This window comes from Pseudomonas sp. NPDC087346, assembly GCF_044744235.1.
Lineage (GTDB): Bacteria > Pseudomonadota > Gammaproteobacteria > Pseudomonadales > Pseudomonadaceae > Aquipseudomonas.
This window is the reverse complement of record NZ_JBIUXX010000002.1, coordinates 61,863-79,812: the sequence shown is the minus strand read 5'-3', so window position 1 is coordinate 79,812 and position 17,950 is coordinate 61,863. Positions and strand designations below refer to the sequence as shown.

The following is a 17,950-nucleotide window of genomic DNA, read 5'->3' as shown; positions in this document are numbered from 1 at the left end:
GGGATAACCTGCTGTAAATACTAAAAAAAAGGAGCGCGCAGCAGCGAATCCGTGCGAGTTGCGCGCAGCCCGGAAAAACTAAAACATCGGAGCGTGGGTGTCTGACATGGGAAGCGGGGACAAGCCATTGGCTTGAGCACCGCTCCCACAGGATTTGGATGTCAGAGCCTTCGTTTGCGGTTCAGGGTGGGGATGGTGGTCGCCGGAATGTCGATCTTCTGCGCCTGATTGCGGGTGTTGGCCGCCAGTGCCGCCAGCGTCGGCTGACTGAACAGTGAGCGAGCGTCGGCGTGCAGTCCGGCCTGACGCATCCGCGCTACCAGACTGACTGCCAGCAACGAGTGCCCGCCAAGTTCGAAGAAATTGTCGTGACGCCCGACCTGATCGACCTTGAGCACCTCGGCCCAGATCTGCGCCAGTGCGCTTTCAACCTGCCCTTCGGGCGCCTGATATGGCCGGTTGAGCACGGCGTCGGCCCCCGGTGCCGGCAAGGCTTTGCGGTCAACCTTGTCGTTGGGGGTCAACGGCAACGCGTCCAGCAGCACAAACGCACCGGGCACCATGTACTCCGGCAAACGTTCCAGTACATGCGCCCGCAAAACTTCAAGGCTCGGGGCGGCAATTCCGGCGCGCACGGTGTACCAGGCGACCAGGCGTTCATCGCGCACCAGCACCAGCGCTTCACGCACGGCCGGATGTTCGATCAGCCGCGCTTCGATTTCCCCCGGCTCAAGTCGCAGGCCACGCAACTTGACCTGAAAGTCGTTGCGCCCCAAAAACTGCAAGTTGCCATTGGCGTCGTAGCGCACCAGATCGCCAGTGCGGTACAGGCGATCACCCGCTACAAACGGGCTGTCGATGAAGCGCTCGGCCTGCATCTCGGGCAGACCGTGATAACCGCGCGCAACACCGACGCCGCCGATGTGCAACTGCCCACTGACGCCGAGCGGCACTGGCTGATCGTGCTTGTCGAGGACGTACAACCGGGTATTGCACAGCGCCTTGCCGATCGGGATCACACTCTGCGGCACCGGCATGTGCGGCTCCAGCGTCCAGCCGCTGCTGTCGACGGTGGTTTCGGTCGGACCATAGACGTTATGCAATCGCACCCAAGGCAGGCGCTCGCGAACACGCCGGGCCAGCGCGACGCTCAGCTCGCCACCGCCGTTGAGCACATCGGTCAGGCTGGTGCACTGATCAACGTCGTCCTCTTCGATGAACTGCTGCAGCAGCGCCGGGACGAACTTCACCACGGTGATCTGCCGCTCGCGAATCACTTGCGTCACATAGGCTGAATCGCGATTGCCGTCCGCGCGCGCCAACACCAGACGCAGGCCGGAGCACAGTGGCCAGAAGATCTCCCAGACCGAACTGTCGAAACTGTATGGCGCTTTTTGCAGCAGCGCGCCGTGCTGGGTGGGCGCAGAAATTTGTGAACCCCAATGCACCATGTTGCAGGCGCTGCGGTGCTCGATCATCACGCCTTTTGGCTTACCGGTAGAGCCGGAGGTATAGATCATGTAAGCCAGATTCGAAGCGCTCAGACCGGGCACTTGCGGGTTGCTTTTGGCTTGTTCGCGCCAGGTGCAACGGTCGAGTTCAATCAACGGCAGGTCGAGATCACCAAGCAGGTTTCGGCTGGCGGCATGCACCAGCACCGCCAGCGGAGCGCTGTCCTGCAACATGAAATGCAAACGCTCCGGCGGATAGTCGGGGTCCAGTGGCACATAGGCGCCACCGGCCTTCAAGATGCCGAGCAAACCGATCACCAGATCCAGCCCGCGTTCGACGCAGATCGCCACCCGCGAATCCGGCTGTACGCCGAGATCGCGCAGGTGATGAGCCAGTTGATTGGCGCGCTCATTGAGTTCGCGGTAGCTCAGGCTGCGCCCGTCTGCCTGTAAGGCTATGGCGTCTGGCTTGCTCCGGACTTGAGCTTCGAACAACGCCTGAATTGGCTGTTGCAGAAGACAATCAACTTCCGTGACGTTGAACTCGACCAAGAGTTTTTGCAACTCTGCGTCTTGCAGGATCGGCAAACCATTCAAGGGCTGTTGCGGCGCGCTTTCGAGCGCCTGCACCAAGCCGCTCAGTGCCGCTTGTACGTAACCGCAAATCCGCTTTGCGCCGATACCCGACAAGGTCCTCGCGGTGATCCGCATGCCGTTTCCGAGATCATCCACACTCAAGGTCAGCGGGTAATTGGTACGTTCTTCGTTGGCCAGCGTCTCGATGCCGTGGCGGGCGTGACGGGAAGGTTCAAGCAATTCAGTCTCGGCAGTGTGTCGATAGTTGAGCAGTGCACTGAACAACGGCGACGGTGCCGCAACACCGCTGCAACGCTGAGCAAGCGCCAGCGAAGCGTGTTCATGCCCGAGCAATGCCGTCAGCCGCGTATGCGTCGCCTGAACGGCAGCGAGCACACCGGCATCGACATCAATACGCAGCGGCAAGGTGTTGATGAATACGCCCAAGGCGCGGTCGGCACCCTCGCCCCCTTGCATGCGGCCCATCAGCACAGTGCCGAATACCACGCGATCCTGCCCCGACGTCACCGCCAAAACCCGCGCCCACGCAAGGTGAATCAGGCTCGCGACACTGACCCCAGACTGCCGCGCCTGACTGCGCAAACGCTGATACAGATCGCCGTCCAGCGTTTGCTGCGCCTCTTCGATACCGCGACCATCGCCCTGCACTTCCTGCAAGCCGAACGGCAAGGTCGGCTGGTCGATATCAGCGAGCATCTGGCGAAAGAAAACCTCGTGTTCCTGCTCGCTGACACCCAGACGCGTCTGCGCCACATAGTTGCGATACGGCACAGGCGCCGCCAGCGGTTCGGCCTGCCCCGACAGGCTGGCCAGCATCTCGCTGCGCATGCCTTCCAGCGCGATGTGGTCCATGGCCAGGTGATGGAACAGCAAAATCCCGACCACTCGACCGAGCGCCGGATCACGCGCATACACCAGACGAATCAGCGGTGCCTGACTGACGTCGAGGCGATAGCGCCGGGCGTCGAAACGCTCATGCAATTGATCGATGATTGCCCCCCGAGCCGGATCGAGTTGGACTTCCTGCACCGGCAATATGGAGTCGCGCCAGACCACCTGAACCGGCGTCACCAACCCTTCCCAAACCACTGCGGTGCGCAGAATATCGTGGCGTGCCATGACCTTTCGCAAAGCCTCGGCGAAGGCTTCAACGCGCTCGACACTGTCGAACGCCAGATGCGATTGCAGCAGGTACGGATCACCCTGCGCGGCGGTGATGTGGTGATAAAGAATGCCTTCCTGCAACGGCGCCAGCGGATAAATATCCTGCACATTGGCGGCCCCGCCCGGCACTGTGGCGACGATTTGATCGATGTCCGTTTGCGGCAGTTGCACCAGCGGCAAAAGCTCCGGGGTGATGTGCGTGCAATCGGGCGGGATGAGATTGGCCGGGACTTCGACTTCGCGCCCGGTGCCCACCGCAGCGGCTTGCGCTGCCAGAGTTGGCTGACTGAACAGCACGCGCACGTCGCTGCTCAGATCGATCTGGCGCATGCGTTCGATCAGGATCACCGCCAGCAATGAATGCCCGCCGAGTTCAAAAAAATGATCGTGGCGACCGACCCGTTCAACCTGCAGCACCTCTGCCCAAATCTGCGCCAGCGCGGTTTCAACGTCGCCCTGCGGCGCTTCATAGACTCGGCGGATCAGCGCTTCCGGACCCGGCGCTGGCAAGGCTTTGCGGTCAAGTTTGCCGTTGGCGGTCAGCGGCAGACTCGCCAGGCGCACATAAGCGCCCGGCAGCATGGAGCTGGGCAGACGGCTTTGCAGGTGCGCGTGCAATTGGTTGATGTCCAGCGGTTCGGACTCGGTGAACCAGGCCAGCAGTTGCCCGTCACGCACCAGCACCACGGCCTCCTGCACCGCGTCATGGCTACTGATCGCCGTTTCAATCTCGCCCAATTCGACACGCACACCGCGAATCTTCACCTGATCGTCATTGCGCCCCAGATATTCCAGATTGCCGTCGACACGCCAGCGCGCAAGGTCACCGGTGCGGTACATGCGGGCGTTCGGCTCATCGCTGAACGGATCGCGCAGGAAGCGTTCGGCGCTCAGTTCGGCCTGGTTCAAATACCCACGGGCGACACCGGCACCACCGACGTACAACTCGCCGGTAACGCCTGGCGGCAGCGGTTGTTGTTGCTCGTCGAGCAAATACAGCGTGGCATTGCTCACCGGTTTGCCAATGTGCAGCGCTTGCCCCGCTTCGATTTTCCCTGAAGTGGCAACGACTGTGGCCTCGGTCGGGCCATAGTTATTGATCACCTGAAAAGACTGCGCGCGGGTGAACTGGCGCAAGCGATCACCGCCAATCAACAGCGTGCGCAGGGTCGGATGCTCAAGGTTCTTGCTGAAGGCATATTCGGCAATCGGCGTCGGCAGAAAACTCACCTCAAGCGGCTGCGCGCGCCACCAGTCGAGTAGCGCATCGACATCTTCGTTACCGTCACTGGCGGGCGCCAAATGCAACGTGGCGCCCACGCACAGCGCTGGCCAGACTTCCCAGGCCATGGCATCGAAACCGAATCCGGCGAGGCTTGAAGTCTGCGAGCCGGCGCGCAGATCGAAAGCATCGCAGTGCCAATCGACGAGGTTGCACAGCGTGCGGTGCTCAACCATTACGCCCTTGGGCAAACCGGTGGAGCCTGAGGTGTAAATCACATAAGCCAGATTCGACGCTGTCAGTCCGGGTACTTGCGGATTACCGAAATCAGTCGTCGGCGATGTGCGCTGATCCAGTTCGATCACGGGCACTTGCAGCGACGGCAACTGCCCGCGTACAGCGCTTTGCGTCAGCACCGCCACTGGCGCGCTGTCGCCGAGCAGATAGCTCAAGCGTTCGGCCGGGTGCGCCGGGTCAATCGGCACATAACCGGCGCCGGCCTTGAGAATCGCCAACAGCCCGACCAGCGTCTCCAGCCCGCGACGGGCGACGATGGCCACGCGATCATCCGGGCGCACACCAAGACCGATCAGATGATGCGCCAAGGCGTTGGCTTGCCGATTCAACTCGGCATAGGTCAGCCGTCGCCCCTGAGAGATCGCCGCCACTGCATCCGGCCGCTCGCACGCCTGGACTTCGATACGCTGATGAATCGTCTGCCCCTGCGGATAATCGACGCGGGTGGCATTCCACTGCTGCAACAGCGCGGCCTCTGCCGGAGTGCCAACGCTGAAATCGGCCACTGGCAAATCGATGTTTTCCAGGCCCTGCTCGAGTATCAACAGCAAACGCTGGACGAACGCTTCGACTTCGTTTGCCTCGAAATACTCCGGGGAATAGACCAGATGCAGCCATGCCTTGTCATTGAATCGATTGCTGCGCAAATGAATCGCCAGCGGGGTCGCTTCATGTTGATTGGAGACTTTGACCACATGCCCGGGCGCCTCGCCGTAGCGATAGTCATGGTCGTCCTGCTCATAAGAGACCGACAGTTCGAACAGCTGCGAACGACCTTCGCCCAATAGCCCGAGCGCCCGGTTCATCTCGCTCAGGGGATACCGTTGATGACGAAAATCCTGCTTCAAGTCATCGCCGATGGCCTTGATCAGCTCCGCGAACGACACGCTGCGGCCATAGCGCATGTGCATCGCGCTGACCTGAGTAAACAAGCCAAACATGGTCTTGAAGCGGGCCCCGGAGCGATTGAGAATCGGCAAGCCGACGATCCATTCGTCACGCTGCAAGGTTCGGCTGAAATACACATGCAGCGCCGCCAGCAGCACATGGAACGCCGAGCCGCGAAGCTCACTGGCAGCGTGTTTCATGCGCTCATGCAACATCGCGGGAAACGCCTGGATATGCACGCGACTCGGTGCCACATCCTGCTCGGTGTTCACCCGATAGCGCGCGGTCAGCAAGGGTTCAGGCACGCTGCGGTATTTGTCCAGCCAGTACGCCCGGTCCTGCGCATAACGCGGCGAGTCGCGGTAACGCTGACCATCATCGATGAAATCGACATAGGACGGCGCCGACCGCTCCGGCGGCTGTCCCTCGCCGAGCGCGCTGTAAATCTCCCCCACAGCCTTGAACAGCAGGCCGAAACCCCAGCCATCGATGATCAGGTGATGGGCCTGAGCGGCAAGCCAGTAACGTTGGTGACTGAGCCGGATCAGGCAAAAACGGAACAGCGGTTGCCCCTCCAGCGCATACGCCTGCGCCATCTGCTGTTCGACCAGTGTCTGAGCTGCTGCCTGGGGATTGGCGTAGGTGGAAAAATCGTAATACGGCATCAACACCGGCAGTGACTCGGCAAACCGCTGCAACGGCAAGCCATCCGCGCCGGCACCAGGCAACAGCACCGTGCGCAACGCATCGTGCCTGGCCACCAGAATTTCGAGTGCTGCGGCCATCGTTTCCGCGTCCAACGCACCCTTTAGCTCGACATAACCACCAATGTTGTACAAGGGTGAGTCGCCCTTGCTCAATTGATCAAACCAGATATCGCGTTGGGCGGCGGTCAGGGGGAACGTCTCGGAAGTCACGGACAGTTCGCCCGCCGCGTTCGCAGAAGTAGGCTGCATAAGATCCTTCTCATGTGGTTTTGGCGGGTATTCAAGCATCGGCCCCTTTGCCGACGTGACACCTGAAACCCGGACAACCCACGTGCTCGCACACGTCACCAACCTGAACCTTGCGGGCCAGATCTAAAAGTTCGGAGAGGAAAATCTGAAAAGTTTGTAGGAAATACGCCACACGCCAGCGCCGCCATTTACCCGCGTGTTGAACACTCGAAGAACATCAATTCCCGGTTTACGGGGCTTCGGCGTGACCACTCAGTCATGCGTGACGCTGTTTGTTTAATAAACCCCGCCAATATCCCAGCGCCAACTTTCAGAAATGCTGGCACTTTGTGTCCCTGATTTCCCCTACAGACGCAGGACAAATCCATAGGCTTAAATCCCGCTCCAAACCTGTTCAAGGAGAAATGGTTGCGTGAGCGGCTTTTGCATATACGGCGGACGACTCGGCGAAGACTCTAAATCAAGGATGACAAGGACATGAATCTGACCGGCAGCATTCGCAACATGGAAAACCCGCACTTTTACTGGCAACTCGGGGAATTGATCGCAAGCACTGGCGACGATCATTTCGCCTCCAACATGTTCCAGTTGGTCGACACGCTGGTGCCGGTCAACCGCGTCGATCTCAGCGAGTGGACGCTGGACGAACGGCAGGCCAGCGTCGTCGAGATCAAACCGCTGGGCAGCGCCGGTCTACCGCAGGCCTTTCCGCCGCCCAATCCGCTGGAGCGTCCTGACGATCATCCGCTGCTGGAAAAAATGATCGAGATGAATGACTCGCTGCTGATTCAACTCAAAGCCCCACCCCGGCCCCGACACCCGCTGCACAGCGCCCATCAATGCAATCTGGTGTCGCGCACCTCGAACCGTCGCTGCGTTATCTCGTTTTACCGACCTCATACGCATCGGGTGTTTTCCTTGCCGGAGTTGTCGTTCCTCAAAAGCCTCTCCGACACCCTGCTGCCGCTGATCGAACGGCATGCGCAGATCAGCCGGCAAACCGATGCCAGACAACCGCGCCCGCTTTCGACAGATATGGAGCAGGCACCGTTGCAGCAGGTGTTTGATGAACGCCTGGCGTTGGGTGGAATTGTTTTATCGGCGCGGGAAAAGGAAGTCTGCCTCGGTTTGCTGACGGGCGGCACAGTGCCGCAAATGGCATTGAAACTGCGGGTGAAGAATAGCTCGATCGAGACCTACCTCAAACGCGCGACCGCCAAGCTCGGAGTCAGTGGCCGGCACGGTCTGGCGAAATGGATGGCCGGCGCCTGAACCGGCTGGAACACACAAATAACTTGTTGCAAGCTCCTGAGTGACATCAGGCCCTTCTTTATTAACGAGGTCGTTGATGCCCGCCTTGCGTATGTCTCTTCTGTCCATGGCAGTGCTATTAGGCGGTTGCTCCCTGATTCCCGAGTACCAGCGCCCCGCCTCTCCGAGTGCCGCGCAGTATCCGCATGGCTCGGTTTACCCGGCGCCGAGCCAGGCCGCGACCATGAGCGCAGACTGGCGCACGCTGTTCAACGATCCGGCGCTGCAACAGTTGATCGAAAGTGCACTGGTGAACAATCGCGACTTGCGTGTGGCGGCGTTGAATGTCGAGGCGTTTCAGGCGCAATACCGCATCCAGCGTGCCGATCTGCTGCCCGCCGTGTCCGCCAATGCCAGCGAATCGCGTCAACGGATGCCGGCCAGCGTGACCCGCAGCAAAGCGATGATCAACTCGACTTATGGGGTCAACCTTGGCGTCAGCGCTTATGAGCTGGATTTTTTCGGTCGGGTACGCAGCCTCAGCGAGCAGGCGCTGCTGACCTGGCTGTCGACCGAAGAGGCCCGGCGCAGCGCCGAGTTGAGTCTGGTGGCCAACGTCGCCAATGCCTACCTGACCTGGCGCGCCGATCAGGAGCTACTCGAACTGACCCGCCAGACCCTCAGCGCCGACGAACGCAGCCTGCACCTGACCACGCGCAACCGCGAGGCCGGCAAGTCGTCGGCGCTGGATCAGATTCAGGCGCAGACCAGTGTCGACAGCACGCGCGCCAGCCTCGCCCGCTATCAGCGCCAGGTCGCGCAGGATCTCAACGGCCTGACCTTGTTGGTCGGTGCGCCGGTTTCCGAGGCTCTGCCGGGGCGCCCGCTGGCCAGCGATCTGGTGCAACAAGTACCGGCCGGGCTGCCGTCGGATCTGCTGCAACGGCGTCCGGACATTCTCGAAGCCGAATACAAACTCAAGGCCGCCAACGCCAACATCGGCGCGGCGCGGGCGGCGTTTTTCCCCAGTGTCAGCCTGACCGCCAATGCCGGCACCTCCAGCCGCGATCTGTCCGGGCTGTTCAAGGGTGGCTCCGGCGCGTGGACCTTCCAGCCGCAAATCAACCTGCCGATTTTCAATGCCGGCAGCCTGCGGGCGAGTCTGGATTATTCGAAGTTGCAGAAAGACATTCTGGTCGCCGATTACGAAAAATCGATTCAGACGGCGTTTCAGGAAGTCTCCGACGGACTGGCGGCGCGCAGCACCTATCAGCAACAACTGCAGGCGCAGCGCGATCTGGTGCAAGCCACGCAGGACTATTACGACATGGCGCAACACCGTTATCAGAGCGGCGTCGACAGCAGTCTGGTGTTCCTCGACGCCCAACGTTCGCTGTTTAGCTCGCAACAGGGCCTGATCACTGACCGGCTGGCGCAACTGGTCGCCGAAGTGAACCTGTACACCGCGCTGGGCGGGGGCTGGAGTGCCGCAGAAGCAAAAGCTCTGTGATTCCTCGTCACTTTTTCTTACACCTTTTGTCGCCCTGCGACACCCTGTCAGCCGATCGAAAACCGACTCGCCGGTTCAGTTTGGTATCATGCGCCGCTTTTACGGTTAACCCGCCCGCCAGTCCTGCCGACTGACGGGCTCCAAAGGGCGGTATCAGATGACGGCTTTGTTGACTCGCCGCAAGGTGCTTGCAGGAATGGGTGTGCTCGGGCTCGGCCTGCTCGCCGGCTGCGACACCCGCGGCGAACTGTCGTACAAGTACGGCAAGGATCTCAGCGACAAGATCCTCGGACGCACCTTCAAACTGAAGAACACTGACGGCGAGACCATGTCGCTGTCGAGCTTTCGCGGCATGATGCCGATGATCTTCTTCGGCTTCACTCAATGCCCGGCGGTCTGTCCGACCACCCTCGCCCGCGCGGCGAAAATCAAGAAGCTGATGGGCAAGGACGGCGACCGCCTTCAGGTGATTTTCATCACCCTCGACCCTGAACGCGACACGCCGCAAATCCTCGATGCCTACATGAAAGCCTTCGACCCGAGCTTCGTCGCGCTGTACGGCACACTCGAAGAAACCAAGGCCACGGCCAAGGAATTCGACGTGTTCTACGAGAAAGTCCCGGCCGGCGACACCTACACCATCTCCCACACCTCCACCAGTTACGTCTACGACTCCCGTGGTGGGTTGCGCATGGGTCTGTCCACATCGCTTTCGGCAGAAGAATGCACGGAAGATTTGCTTACTGTTATGGAGGTTTGCTGATGCACCCCGTTCTGAACAACATCAAACGCGCCGTGTTCGGCCTGTCGCTGCTGGGCCTGGCGTTCCAGGTATCGGCGCAGACCAAAGTCGACGACGCCTGGGTCCGTGCCACCGTGCCAGCCCAGTCCGCCAGCGGCGCGTTCATGACCGTCACCGCCGACAGCGACAGCAAACTGCTCAGCGTTGCCTCGCCAGTGGCCAAGGACGTACAGATCCACGAAATGACCATGAAGAACGAAGTGATGAGCATGGGCCCGGTTAAATCCGTGGACCTGCCGGCCGGCAAGGCTGTCAGCTTCGATCCGAACGGCTATCACGTGATGCTGATGGGCCTGACCGGTCAACTGAAAGAAGGCGAAAGCGTGCCGCTGACCCTGACCGTGGAAGACGCCAAGGGCGAGAAACAGACCATTGAAGTGAAGGCAGCCGTGCGCTCGCTGACCAACATGGAAGGTCATGATCACAGCAAAATGCATTGATCGCTGACTGATCGGTAATACCTGCGGGGCGGCATGATCGGTGATCATGCCGCCCCGTTGCGTTTTCGGGCAGCAAAAAAAATGGAAAGCTTGCTTTACATGCGCAGACGCTTAAACGACTATGTAAAGCGTCTTTTACATAGGAAGTAAAGAATGAAGAATTTCAATCGCGAAATGGCCGCCGCAATGGCGCTGTACATGTTGGTGCTACTGGCCTCGCAGTTCGCGTTGCAGTATCTGCCGGATGCCAACATCTTTCTGCGCACGCTGATTGTGCTGACGCCGATGATTCCGGTTTGCCTGTTCTGCTGGGCCATCGTGCGCGACATGCGTCGCCTGGACGAAATGTACCTGCGTATTCAGTACGAAGCCCTCGGCTTTGCCTTTGCCGCTTCAGCATTGCTGACCTTCAGCTACGGTTTTCTCGAAAGCGTCAACGCCGCCCCGCACGTCCCGTGGTTGTGGGTGTGGCCGGTGATGGGCCTGATGTGGATGATCGGCCTGAACATCGCCAAGCGTCGCTACCAATGAAAAACCGCCTCAAGGAACTGCGCGCCGAGCGTAAGTGGTCGCAAGTCGATCTGGCCGAACGCCTGAACGTGTCGCGCCAGACGATCAATGCCATCGAAAACGAACGCTACGACCCAAGCCTGCCGCTGGCTTTTCAGATTGCCCGGGCGTTTGAGTTGTCGATTGAGAGGATTTTTGATGATGGGCTGGGCTGAATCTCTGTCCCTTTGGACTGCAGCTTTCTGGACAGGGTGGTGGTCACTCAGTAGCATTTGCCGCTTACGGATTTTTTCTGCACGTCGGAGCGGCGTCAGGCATTTACTCAAGGAATCGACATGCGCGACGTCAACAATGGCGATCAACCCACCGTGTTCACCGTCGTGAACGGCGATAGCCGTACCGAAACCCAGATCAGTTTCAGTTCGGTGTCGGTCATTGATCGCGAGATTCGCGTGCATTCGGTCGATGGTAACCGGCTCGATGTGCAAATGCCCGGCATGAACGTCGCACTGCGCTTCGATCTGAATGCCGTGCATCAGGCGCAACCCATCGCGGAACAAGTACCGGAAGAACACGCCAAACCTGCGAAGCCGTTGCCTCTGTCGCCGTTCAACTGGAAAACGTTGCTGATCACTTTCGTGCTGTGGAATGTCGTCGGTTTACTTTCAGGTGCGTTGGGTTTCTTCGTCGCCGCCGGTTATTTCGGCTATCAGTGGCGACAGATTGCCAAGCGCAAGAAACAATTGGCCGCCAATCCAGACAAACCTCGGCAACAACCCCAAACCAATGATTCGGCGATGTCCAGAGAGCGTGTGCGTCAGGTGTTGTCGCGCAAGCGTTGATTGCAGCACGGACCTTTAAACAGCCTGAAACAATAAATCCCCCGGCGGGATGACCCCGCCGCCCCGCCACATTACGCCTGACACGAGTACCAGCCCCGCTCTCAGCCAATCTGCCCACGAAGCCGATACCAGAGCAGCTATGTGTTTAAAAGGGCGATCAGACAGCCCAGCCTTGGTATCATCGCGCACACTTTTATGACGTTTTAATGGCTGGAAGGTCTTTTTTTGTGAGCGTTCTTTTACACGCGTTGCGGCATCCTCATGCCCGCCTCTTTTCCCTGATTTTCCTGGTGTTGATCGTACCCGTTTGCCTGCGCGCGGTACTCGGCTGGTCGTCGCCACTGGGTTATGTGTCGGATCTGGCTATTGGTTCGGCACTGGTGGTGCTTTTGCATCGTCGCCCACTGTGGCTGGCGCTGCCGGTGCTGTTGTTCTGGGGCCTGTTGGCGGTGGCGACGGCAGAATTGGTGAGCGCCGTTGGCAGGTTGCCAAACCCTTCCGATCTGCATTACCTGATTGACCCGCAGTTTGTGGAGAATTCGACCGGAGGCGGCTTTGCCCATCCGGCGCTGGCCATTGCCTTGCTGCTGTCACTGATGTTGTGGCTGCTGACCCGTTTCGCCAACCGCACCCAACCCGTCCCGGCCCTGCCCCGCGCAGCCTGGAGCGTACCGGTTGTACTGTTTGTCGCGCACTGGGGCGGGCAAAACCTCTGGCCGAACGACGCCGATGCATGGCGTCTGTACAACTTGCCGCATCAGTTGCTGGCGACTCAGGTCGCCGATATGCAGATGCAAGCCGAGGAATGGCTTGATGGCGACGTCGTCGAAGAAGCGCCAGCCATGGCCGGCCTGACCGATGTCGACCTGAGCGGACACAAACTGCTGGCCGCACCGGGCCAGGCGCGCAATGTGTTGATCATCACCCTTGAAGGCATTCCCGGCGCGTACATCGGCGCCAATCGGGAGGCCATCGGCAGCCATTATCAGGAAAACCTGATGCCCAACCTCAGCCGTTGGGCCGAGCGCGGCATGAATACCCCGGATTACGTGCTGCATACCCACCAGACCATCCGCGGTCTGTACGCGATGCTTTGCGGCGATTACGACAAACTGAACAACGGCACGCCCAAAGGCGTGGAGATGCTGACCCAGCACGAACGCAATCAGGCTTGTCTGCCGGCGCAATTGCGCAAAAACGGTTTCGCCACGCACTACCTGCAAGGTGCCGGCCTGCGTTTCATGGCCAAAGACAAGATCATGCCGCACATCGGTTTTGATGCGACCCATGGCCTGGAATGGTTCACCAACGCCAACTATCTGGAATTCCCGTGGGGCAAGGATGACAAGGCGTTCTTCGAAGGTGCGCTGGACTATGTCGGCCAACTGAAAAAGCACAAGCAGCCATGGATGCTGACTCTGCTGACCGTCGGCACGCACCAGCCGTACTCGGCGCCGGAAGATTATCTGGAACGTTACGAAACGCCGAAACAGGCGGCAGTCGGTTACCTGGACGATGCGCTGGACCAATTCCTCAGTGGACTTGAGCGTCAAGGCGTACTCAAAGACACACTGGTGGTGATCACCTCAGACGAATCACACGGCATCGACGGCGTGCGCCTCGCTTCCTCCTGGGGTTTCAATTTGACGCTGGCGCCCGAGCAGGAACAATTGCCGCGTTTGAACGCCGGGGTCTACGGCCACGTCGATCTGAGCGCGTCGATCCTCGACTACTTCGACTTGCCGGTGCCCTCCGCGCTCAGTGGCCGTTCGCTGTTTCGCGATTACGACTCGGGCCGCGAGATCATGTCGTACACCAACGGCAAGCTGCGCTATCACGATGGCCGGGGCATCCTCGCCGAGTGCGACATGCCGCGTCGCTGCCGTTATTACGCCAGCGAAGGATTCATCGCCGAAAGCGCGACCTACAAAGGCAATGTCACCGGCCAGCGCGCCCGGCAGATCGCCGCCCGCGCCAATGCGCTGGATCTGTCGCTGCTGCGCTCGCCGCTGAATCATCAATACCAGTTCGGCAGCACCAACATCATCCCGCTGCAAGCGCAGATCAAGGATGACTGGGCCGACAACCTGATCGGTGCGCAGTATCTGGAAATGCCCAAGGGCTCGCATACCCGCGTGCGCCTGACTGTGCGCTCGGTCGATCCGCAACAAGCCGCGTACATCCAGCTCAAGGCCAAGGAGTTCGAGCAGGACGTGCAACTCGGTCTGCCGACGGAAATGGTCGCAACGGCCGATCAGCCGCTGGAGATGGATTTCAGCTTCGACAACCCGCAACAGCGCAAAGCCTTTTCCTTCCACTTGCTGGGGTATGGGCTGGGCGCAGTTGAGGTGACGGATTTCAGCGTGATTACTGAACTGCCGGGGCAGGAAGGTCTGCTGGATGAGGTGCCGGATGACGACACCGCTCAGTCAAGTTGAGCTTTTTATGATGAGGACGTATTCAACAGTTACGTCCTTATTCAGTTTGTTACTGACTAATTTTTCTTGATATCAAAAGAGCCTGTTACTTTCCTGCCTTCGCTCAAACCAAAATCAACAGTTCTTTTTACTCCCGCTCGATGAACATCCGAACCATGATGAACCGTTTCAATTGACATGATTCTTCTTCCTTTTTTTGCTGAGAAAAGTACGCACCTGCCCATGCAAACCAGGCGAACACAACACCTGTCGCCACTGACATGCATGACAGTTTTTTAGATTGATTAGAACCCGACAACCGAAGCCCGAGCCCCTTGGAATATCTGGAAACGCCCAAAGGCTCGTCCCGGCCGAGCACCTGACCACACGTTCGGCCGCTCAACCGCTGAAGCAGCGGTTGAGCTTCGACAGCCCACAACTTTCCTGCCAACTCATCAACCAGTAATCCTGATAACAAGCCAAGACTGCAGCTAGGAAGTTCACCCCGTAAAAAACGGAATATAACAAAACCTCGACACTGGATCATTTCCTGACAAGATCAAACTTCCCTGTCACTCGTCGTTCACGCCACAGAACAAAATCAATTTCCCCATAAACATGTTTTCTATCATCGCTAAGATAAAATTTTGCGGAGCCTGCCCGCAAGTCATTAATCTCAGAGTAGTCCTCATGTTCAGGCTTGAATTTGGCGTACCATTTAAGCAATAGCATACTCGCAGGGAAGTGTACGGTGTGAGTTTCGTCACCGACTGTGTCAGCGGGAAAATCAAAAACAACCCCGCCTCCAGTGTTATCACTAGCGTGAACAATGAAGGCTTTTTCGTGGTGGTAAAAAGTGACGGTTGTGGCATCAAGAAATTGACGCCCATCAACCTCAGCGGTAAAGGTTCCAGTGGTCTCATCATTTCTTGCAAGCTCCAAGAATTCTTGCATTTCCATAATCAATACTCCAAAGTTAAATTCAATTAGTTTCCTGATAACAGCGTTGTAAAATTAAGCTAATAACCGAGTAACACCAACTGTCATAAGTGACAGTTTTTTAGATCCTGTAGCGGTAAAAAACTTCTTTTTAATTCCTAAAGCGATAACATCAGGAAAAGACTGCCTCTATCAGCGCCCAATAGTCGGCCTATTAGCTGACTTGCCAAGTCGGGTCTAGCCTTACAAGTCCGAAGTCGGCACGAGCCGGCCGCACAGACCTGATAAGGACCCGAACATGGCAAATGAATCGAAATGCCCGTTCAATCATGCTGCCGGTGGCGGCACGACGAACCGCGACTGGTGGCCGAATCAACTCAATCTGAAGATCCTCAGCCAGCATTCGCCCAAGTCCGATCCGCTGGGCAAGGACTTCGACTACGCCAAAGCCTTCAAGAGCCTCGACTTCCAGGCGCTGAAACAGGACATCACCGCGCTGATGACCCAGTCGCAGGACTGGTGGCCGGCAGACTTCGGCCACTACGGCCCCCTCTTCATTCGTATGGCCTGGCACAGCGCCGGGACTTACCGCACTGGCGATGGTCGTGGTGGCGCCGGCTCCGGCCAGCAACGTTTTGCCCCGCTCAATAGCTGGCCGGACAACGTCAGCCTCGACAAGGCCCGGCGCCTGCTGTGGCCGATCAAACAGAAATACGGGCGCAATATTTCCTGGGCCGACCTGATTGTCCTCACCGGCAACGTGGCGCTGGAGTCGATGGGCTTCAAGACCTTCGGTTTCTCCGGCGGTCGCGCCGATGTCTGGGAACCGGATGAAGATGTCTACTGGGGCTCGGAAACCGAATGGCTGGGTGGCGAGACCCGTTACGGCAAAGAACAGAAAATCATGCAGGACCCCGGCGACGGCACACTGGTGGCCGAACCCGCAGAGCACGGCCATGAACAGAGCCGCACCGACAACGGCGAACGCAATCTGGAAAACCCGCTCGCCGCCGTGCAGATGGGCCTGATTTATGTGAACCCGGAAGGCCCTGAAGGCCACCCGGACCCGGTCGCCTCCGCCAAGGACATCCGCGAAACCTTTGGCCGCATGGCGATGAACGATGAAGAAACCGTGGCGCTGATCGCTGGCGGCCACGCTTTTGGCAAAACCCACGGCGCCGGCCCTGCCGATAATGTCGGCCCTGAGCCGGAAGCTGCCGGCCTCGAAGAACAAGGCCTGGGCTGGAGAAACGCCTTCGGTACCGGTAAAGGTGCTGACACCATTACCAGCGGCCTGGAAGTGACCTGGACCACCACACCAACCCGGTGGAGCAACAACTACCTGGAAAACCTGTTCGGCTTCGAGTGGGAACTGACCAAGAGCCCGGCCGGTGCGCATCAATGGATACCGAAAAACGGCGGCGGCGCCGGCACCGTTCCGCATGCTCACGATCCGAGCAAAAAACTCTCACCGACCATGCTTACCTCCGATCTGGCGCTACGTTTTGATCCGGCCTATGAACAGATCTCACGGCGCTTTCTGGCCAATCCCGATCAACTCGCCGATGCCTTCGCCCGCGCCTGGTACAAACTGATCCACCGTGACATGGGGCCTTTGTCGCGTTATCTCGGACCGGAGCTGCCGAACGAAGAATTGCTGTGGCAAGACCCGATCCCCGACGTCAGCCACCCGCTGATCGACGCCAACGACGCTGCGGCGCTGAAGAGCAAAATCCTTGCCTCGGGGTTGTCGGTATCGCAGCTGGTATCCACTGCCTGGGCGGCAGCCTCGACTTTCCGTGGCTCCGACAAACGCGGCGGCGCCAATGGCGGACGTCTGCGTCTGGCACCGCAGAAATCCTGGGAAGCCAACCAGCCTGAGCAACTGGCTAAAGTGCTGACAGCACTGGAAGGCATCCAGAACGAGTTCAACAGTGGCGGCAAGAAAGTCTCGCTGGCCGACCTGATCGTGCTCGCGGGCAACGCCGGGGTTGAACAGGCAGCGAAAAATGCCGGGCATTCGGTGACGGTGCCGTTTTCACCAGGGCGTGCCGATGCGACGCAAGAGCAGACCGATGTCGAGTCGTTCGGCTTCCTCGAACCCATCGCCGACGGCTTCCGCAACTACAGCAAAGGCAAATACACGGTTTCCGCCGAGGCGCTATTGATCGACAAGGCACAACTGCTGACCCTCACCGCTCCGGAAATGACCGTGCTGCTAGGTGGCCTGCGCGTGTTGAACACCAACGTCGGGCAAACCCGCCACGGCGTGTTCACCAGCCAGACTGAAGCGCTGACCAATGACTTCTTCACCAATCTGCTGGACATGGGTGTGGAGTGGAAACCGACTACAAGGGATGCAGACGAGTTCGAGGGGCGTGACCGTAAAACCGGTAACACAAAATGGACGGCGACACGGGTTGATCTGGTGTTCGGTTCCAACGCGCAACTAAGGGCCGTGGCCGAGGTGTATGCCAGTTCTGATGCGAAGGAACAGTTCGTGAAGGACTTCGTCGCCGCGTGGACGAAAGTAATGAACCTGGACCGGTTCGACCTGAAGTAAAGCAAAACAACTGTAGGAGCTGCGGCACGCTGCGATCTTTTTTTATTTAAATAAAAATAAAAAAAAATCAACGGGGCGCCGCTGCAACAAGATTTTTTAAA

12 protein-coding genes are annotated in these 17,950 nt (G+C 58.9%); 9 read left to right on the top strand and 3 right to left on the bottom strand.

Annotated elements, in window-relative coordinates; translation table 11 throughout:
• Positions 1-161 precede the first annotated feature (161 nt).
• Positions 162-6,575, bottom strand: coding sequence for an amino acid adenylation domain-containing protein (locus ACIOZM_RS01750; protein ID WP_401208799.1), 6,414 nt, complete (start codon positions 6,573-6,575; stop codon positions 162-164).
• Positions 6,576-7,052: 477 nt separating this feature from the next.
• Between ACIOZM_RS01750 and ACIOZM_RS01745 the strand changes: the two genes are divergently transcribed.
• The 8 genes from ACIOZM_RS01745 (at position 7,053) to ACIOZM_RS01710 (ending at position 14,368) form a co-directional block, all read left to right on the top strand.
• Positions 7,053-7,847 (top strand): helix-turn-helix transcriptional regulator, encoded by a 795-nt coding sequence (locus ACIOZM_RS01745; protein ID WP_401208796.1) that lies wholly within the window; start codon positions 7,053-7,055, stop codon positions 7,845-7,847.
• A gap of 76 nt (positions 7,848-7,923) precedes the next feature.
• Positions 7,924-9,336, top strand: a complete 1,413-nt coding sequence (locus ACIOZM_RS01740; protein ID WP_401208794.1) for an efflux transporter outer membrane subunit — start codon at positions 7,924-7,926, stop codon at positions 9,334-9,336.
• A 157-nt stretch (positions 9,337-9,493) separates the two neighbouring features.
• A complete protein-coding gene (locus ACIOZM_RS01735; RefSeq protein ID WP_401208791.1) occupies positions 9,494-10,099 on the top strand; it encodes an SCO family protein in 606 nt (201 codons plus the stop codon).
• Positions 10,099-10,578, top strand: a complete 480-nt coding sequence (locus tag ACIOZM_RS01730) for a copper chaperone PCu(A)C (RefSeq protein WP_401208788.1) — start codon at positions 10,099-10,101, stop codon at positions 10,576-10,578. The genes ACIOZM_RS01735 and ACIOZM_RS01730 overlap by 1 nt, the downstream gene beginning before the upstream one ends.
• A gap of 153 nt (positions 10,579-10,731) precedes the next feature.
• On the top strand, positions 10,732-11,109 hold the full coding sequence (locus tag ACIOZM_RS01725) for a hypothetical protein (RefSeq protein ID WP_401208786.1): 378 nt from the start codon (positions 10,732-10,734) through the stop codon (positions 11,107-11,109).
• Complete coding sequence (locus ACIOZM_RS01720; RefSeq protein ID WP_401208783.1) at positions 11,106-11,303, top strand: helix-turn-helix transcriptional regulator; 198 nt, start codon at positions 11,106-11,108, stop codon at positions 11,301-11,303. The genes ACIOZM_RS01725 and ACIOZM_RS01720 overlap by 4 nt, the downstream gene beginning before the upstream one ends.
• Positions 11,304-11,423: 120 nt before the next feature.
• Positions 11,424-11,930, top strand: a complete 507-nt coding sequence (locus ACIOZM_RS01715; protein WP_401208781.1) for a hypothetical protein — start codon at positions 11,424-11,426, stop codon at positions 11,928-11,930.
• Positions 11,931-12,136: 206 nt separating this feature from the next.
• Entirely contained in the window at positions 12,137-14,368 is a 2,232-nt protein-coding gene (locus ACIOZM_RS01710) for an LTA synthase family protein (RefSeq protein ID WP_401208778.1), read from the top strand.
• Between the two features lie 56 nt (positions 14,369-14,424).
• Here the strand turns inward: ACIOZM_RS01710 and ACIOZM_RS01705 are convergent, their stop codons facing one another.
• Together ACIOZM_RS01705 and ACIOZM_RS01700 are read right to left on the bottom strand one after the other, a co-directional pair.
• Complete coding sequence (locus ACIOZM_RS01705) at positions 14,425-14,547, bottom strand: hypothetical protein (RefSeq protein WP_401208776.1); 123 nt, start codon at positions 14,545-14,547, stop codon at positions 14,425-14,427.
• A 343-nt stretch (positions 14,548-14,890) separates the two neighbouring features.
• Positions 14,891-15,307, bottom strand: coding sequence for a hypothetical protein (locus ACIOZM_RS01700; protein WP_401208773.1), 417 nt, complete (start codon positions 15,305-15,307; stop codon positions 14,891-14,893).
• 277 nt (positions 15,308-15,584) lie between these two features.
• On the opposite strand from ACIOZM_RS01700, the gene katG reads away from it, so the two are divergent.
• Positions 15,585-17,849: a catalase/peroxidase HPI gene (gene katG / locus ACIOZM_RS01695; RefSeq protein WP_401208770.1), complete on the top strand. Its 2,265-nt coding sequence runs from the start codon at positions 15,585-15,587 to the stop codon at positions 17,847-17,849.
• The last annotated feature ends 101 nt before the right edge of the window (positions 17,850-17,950 follow it).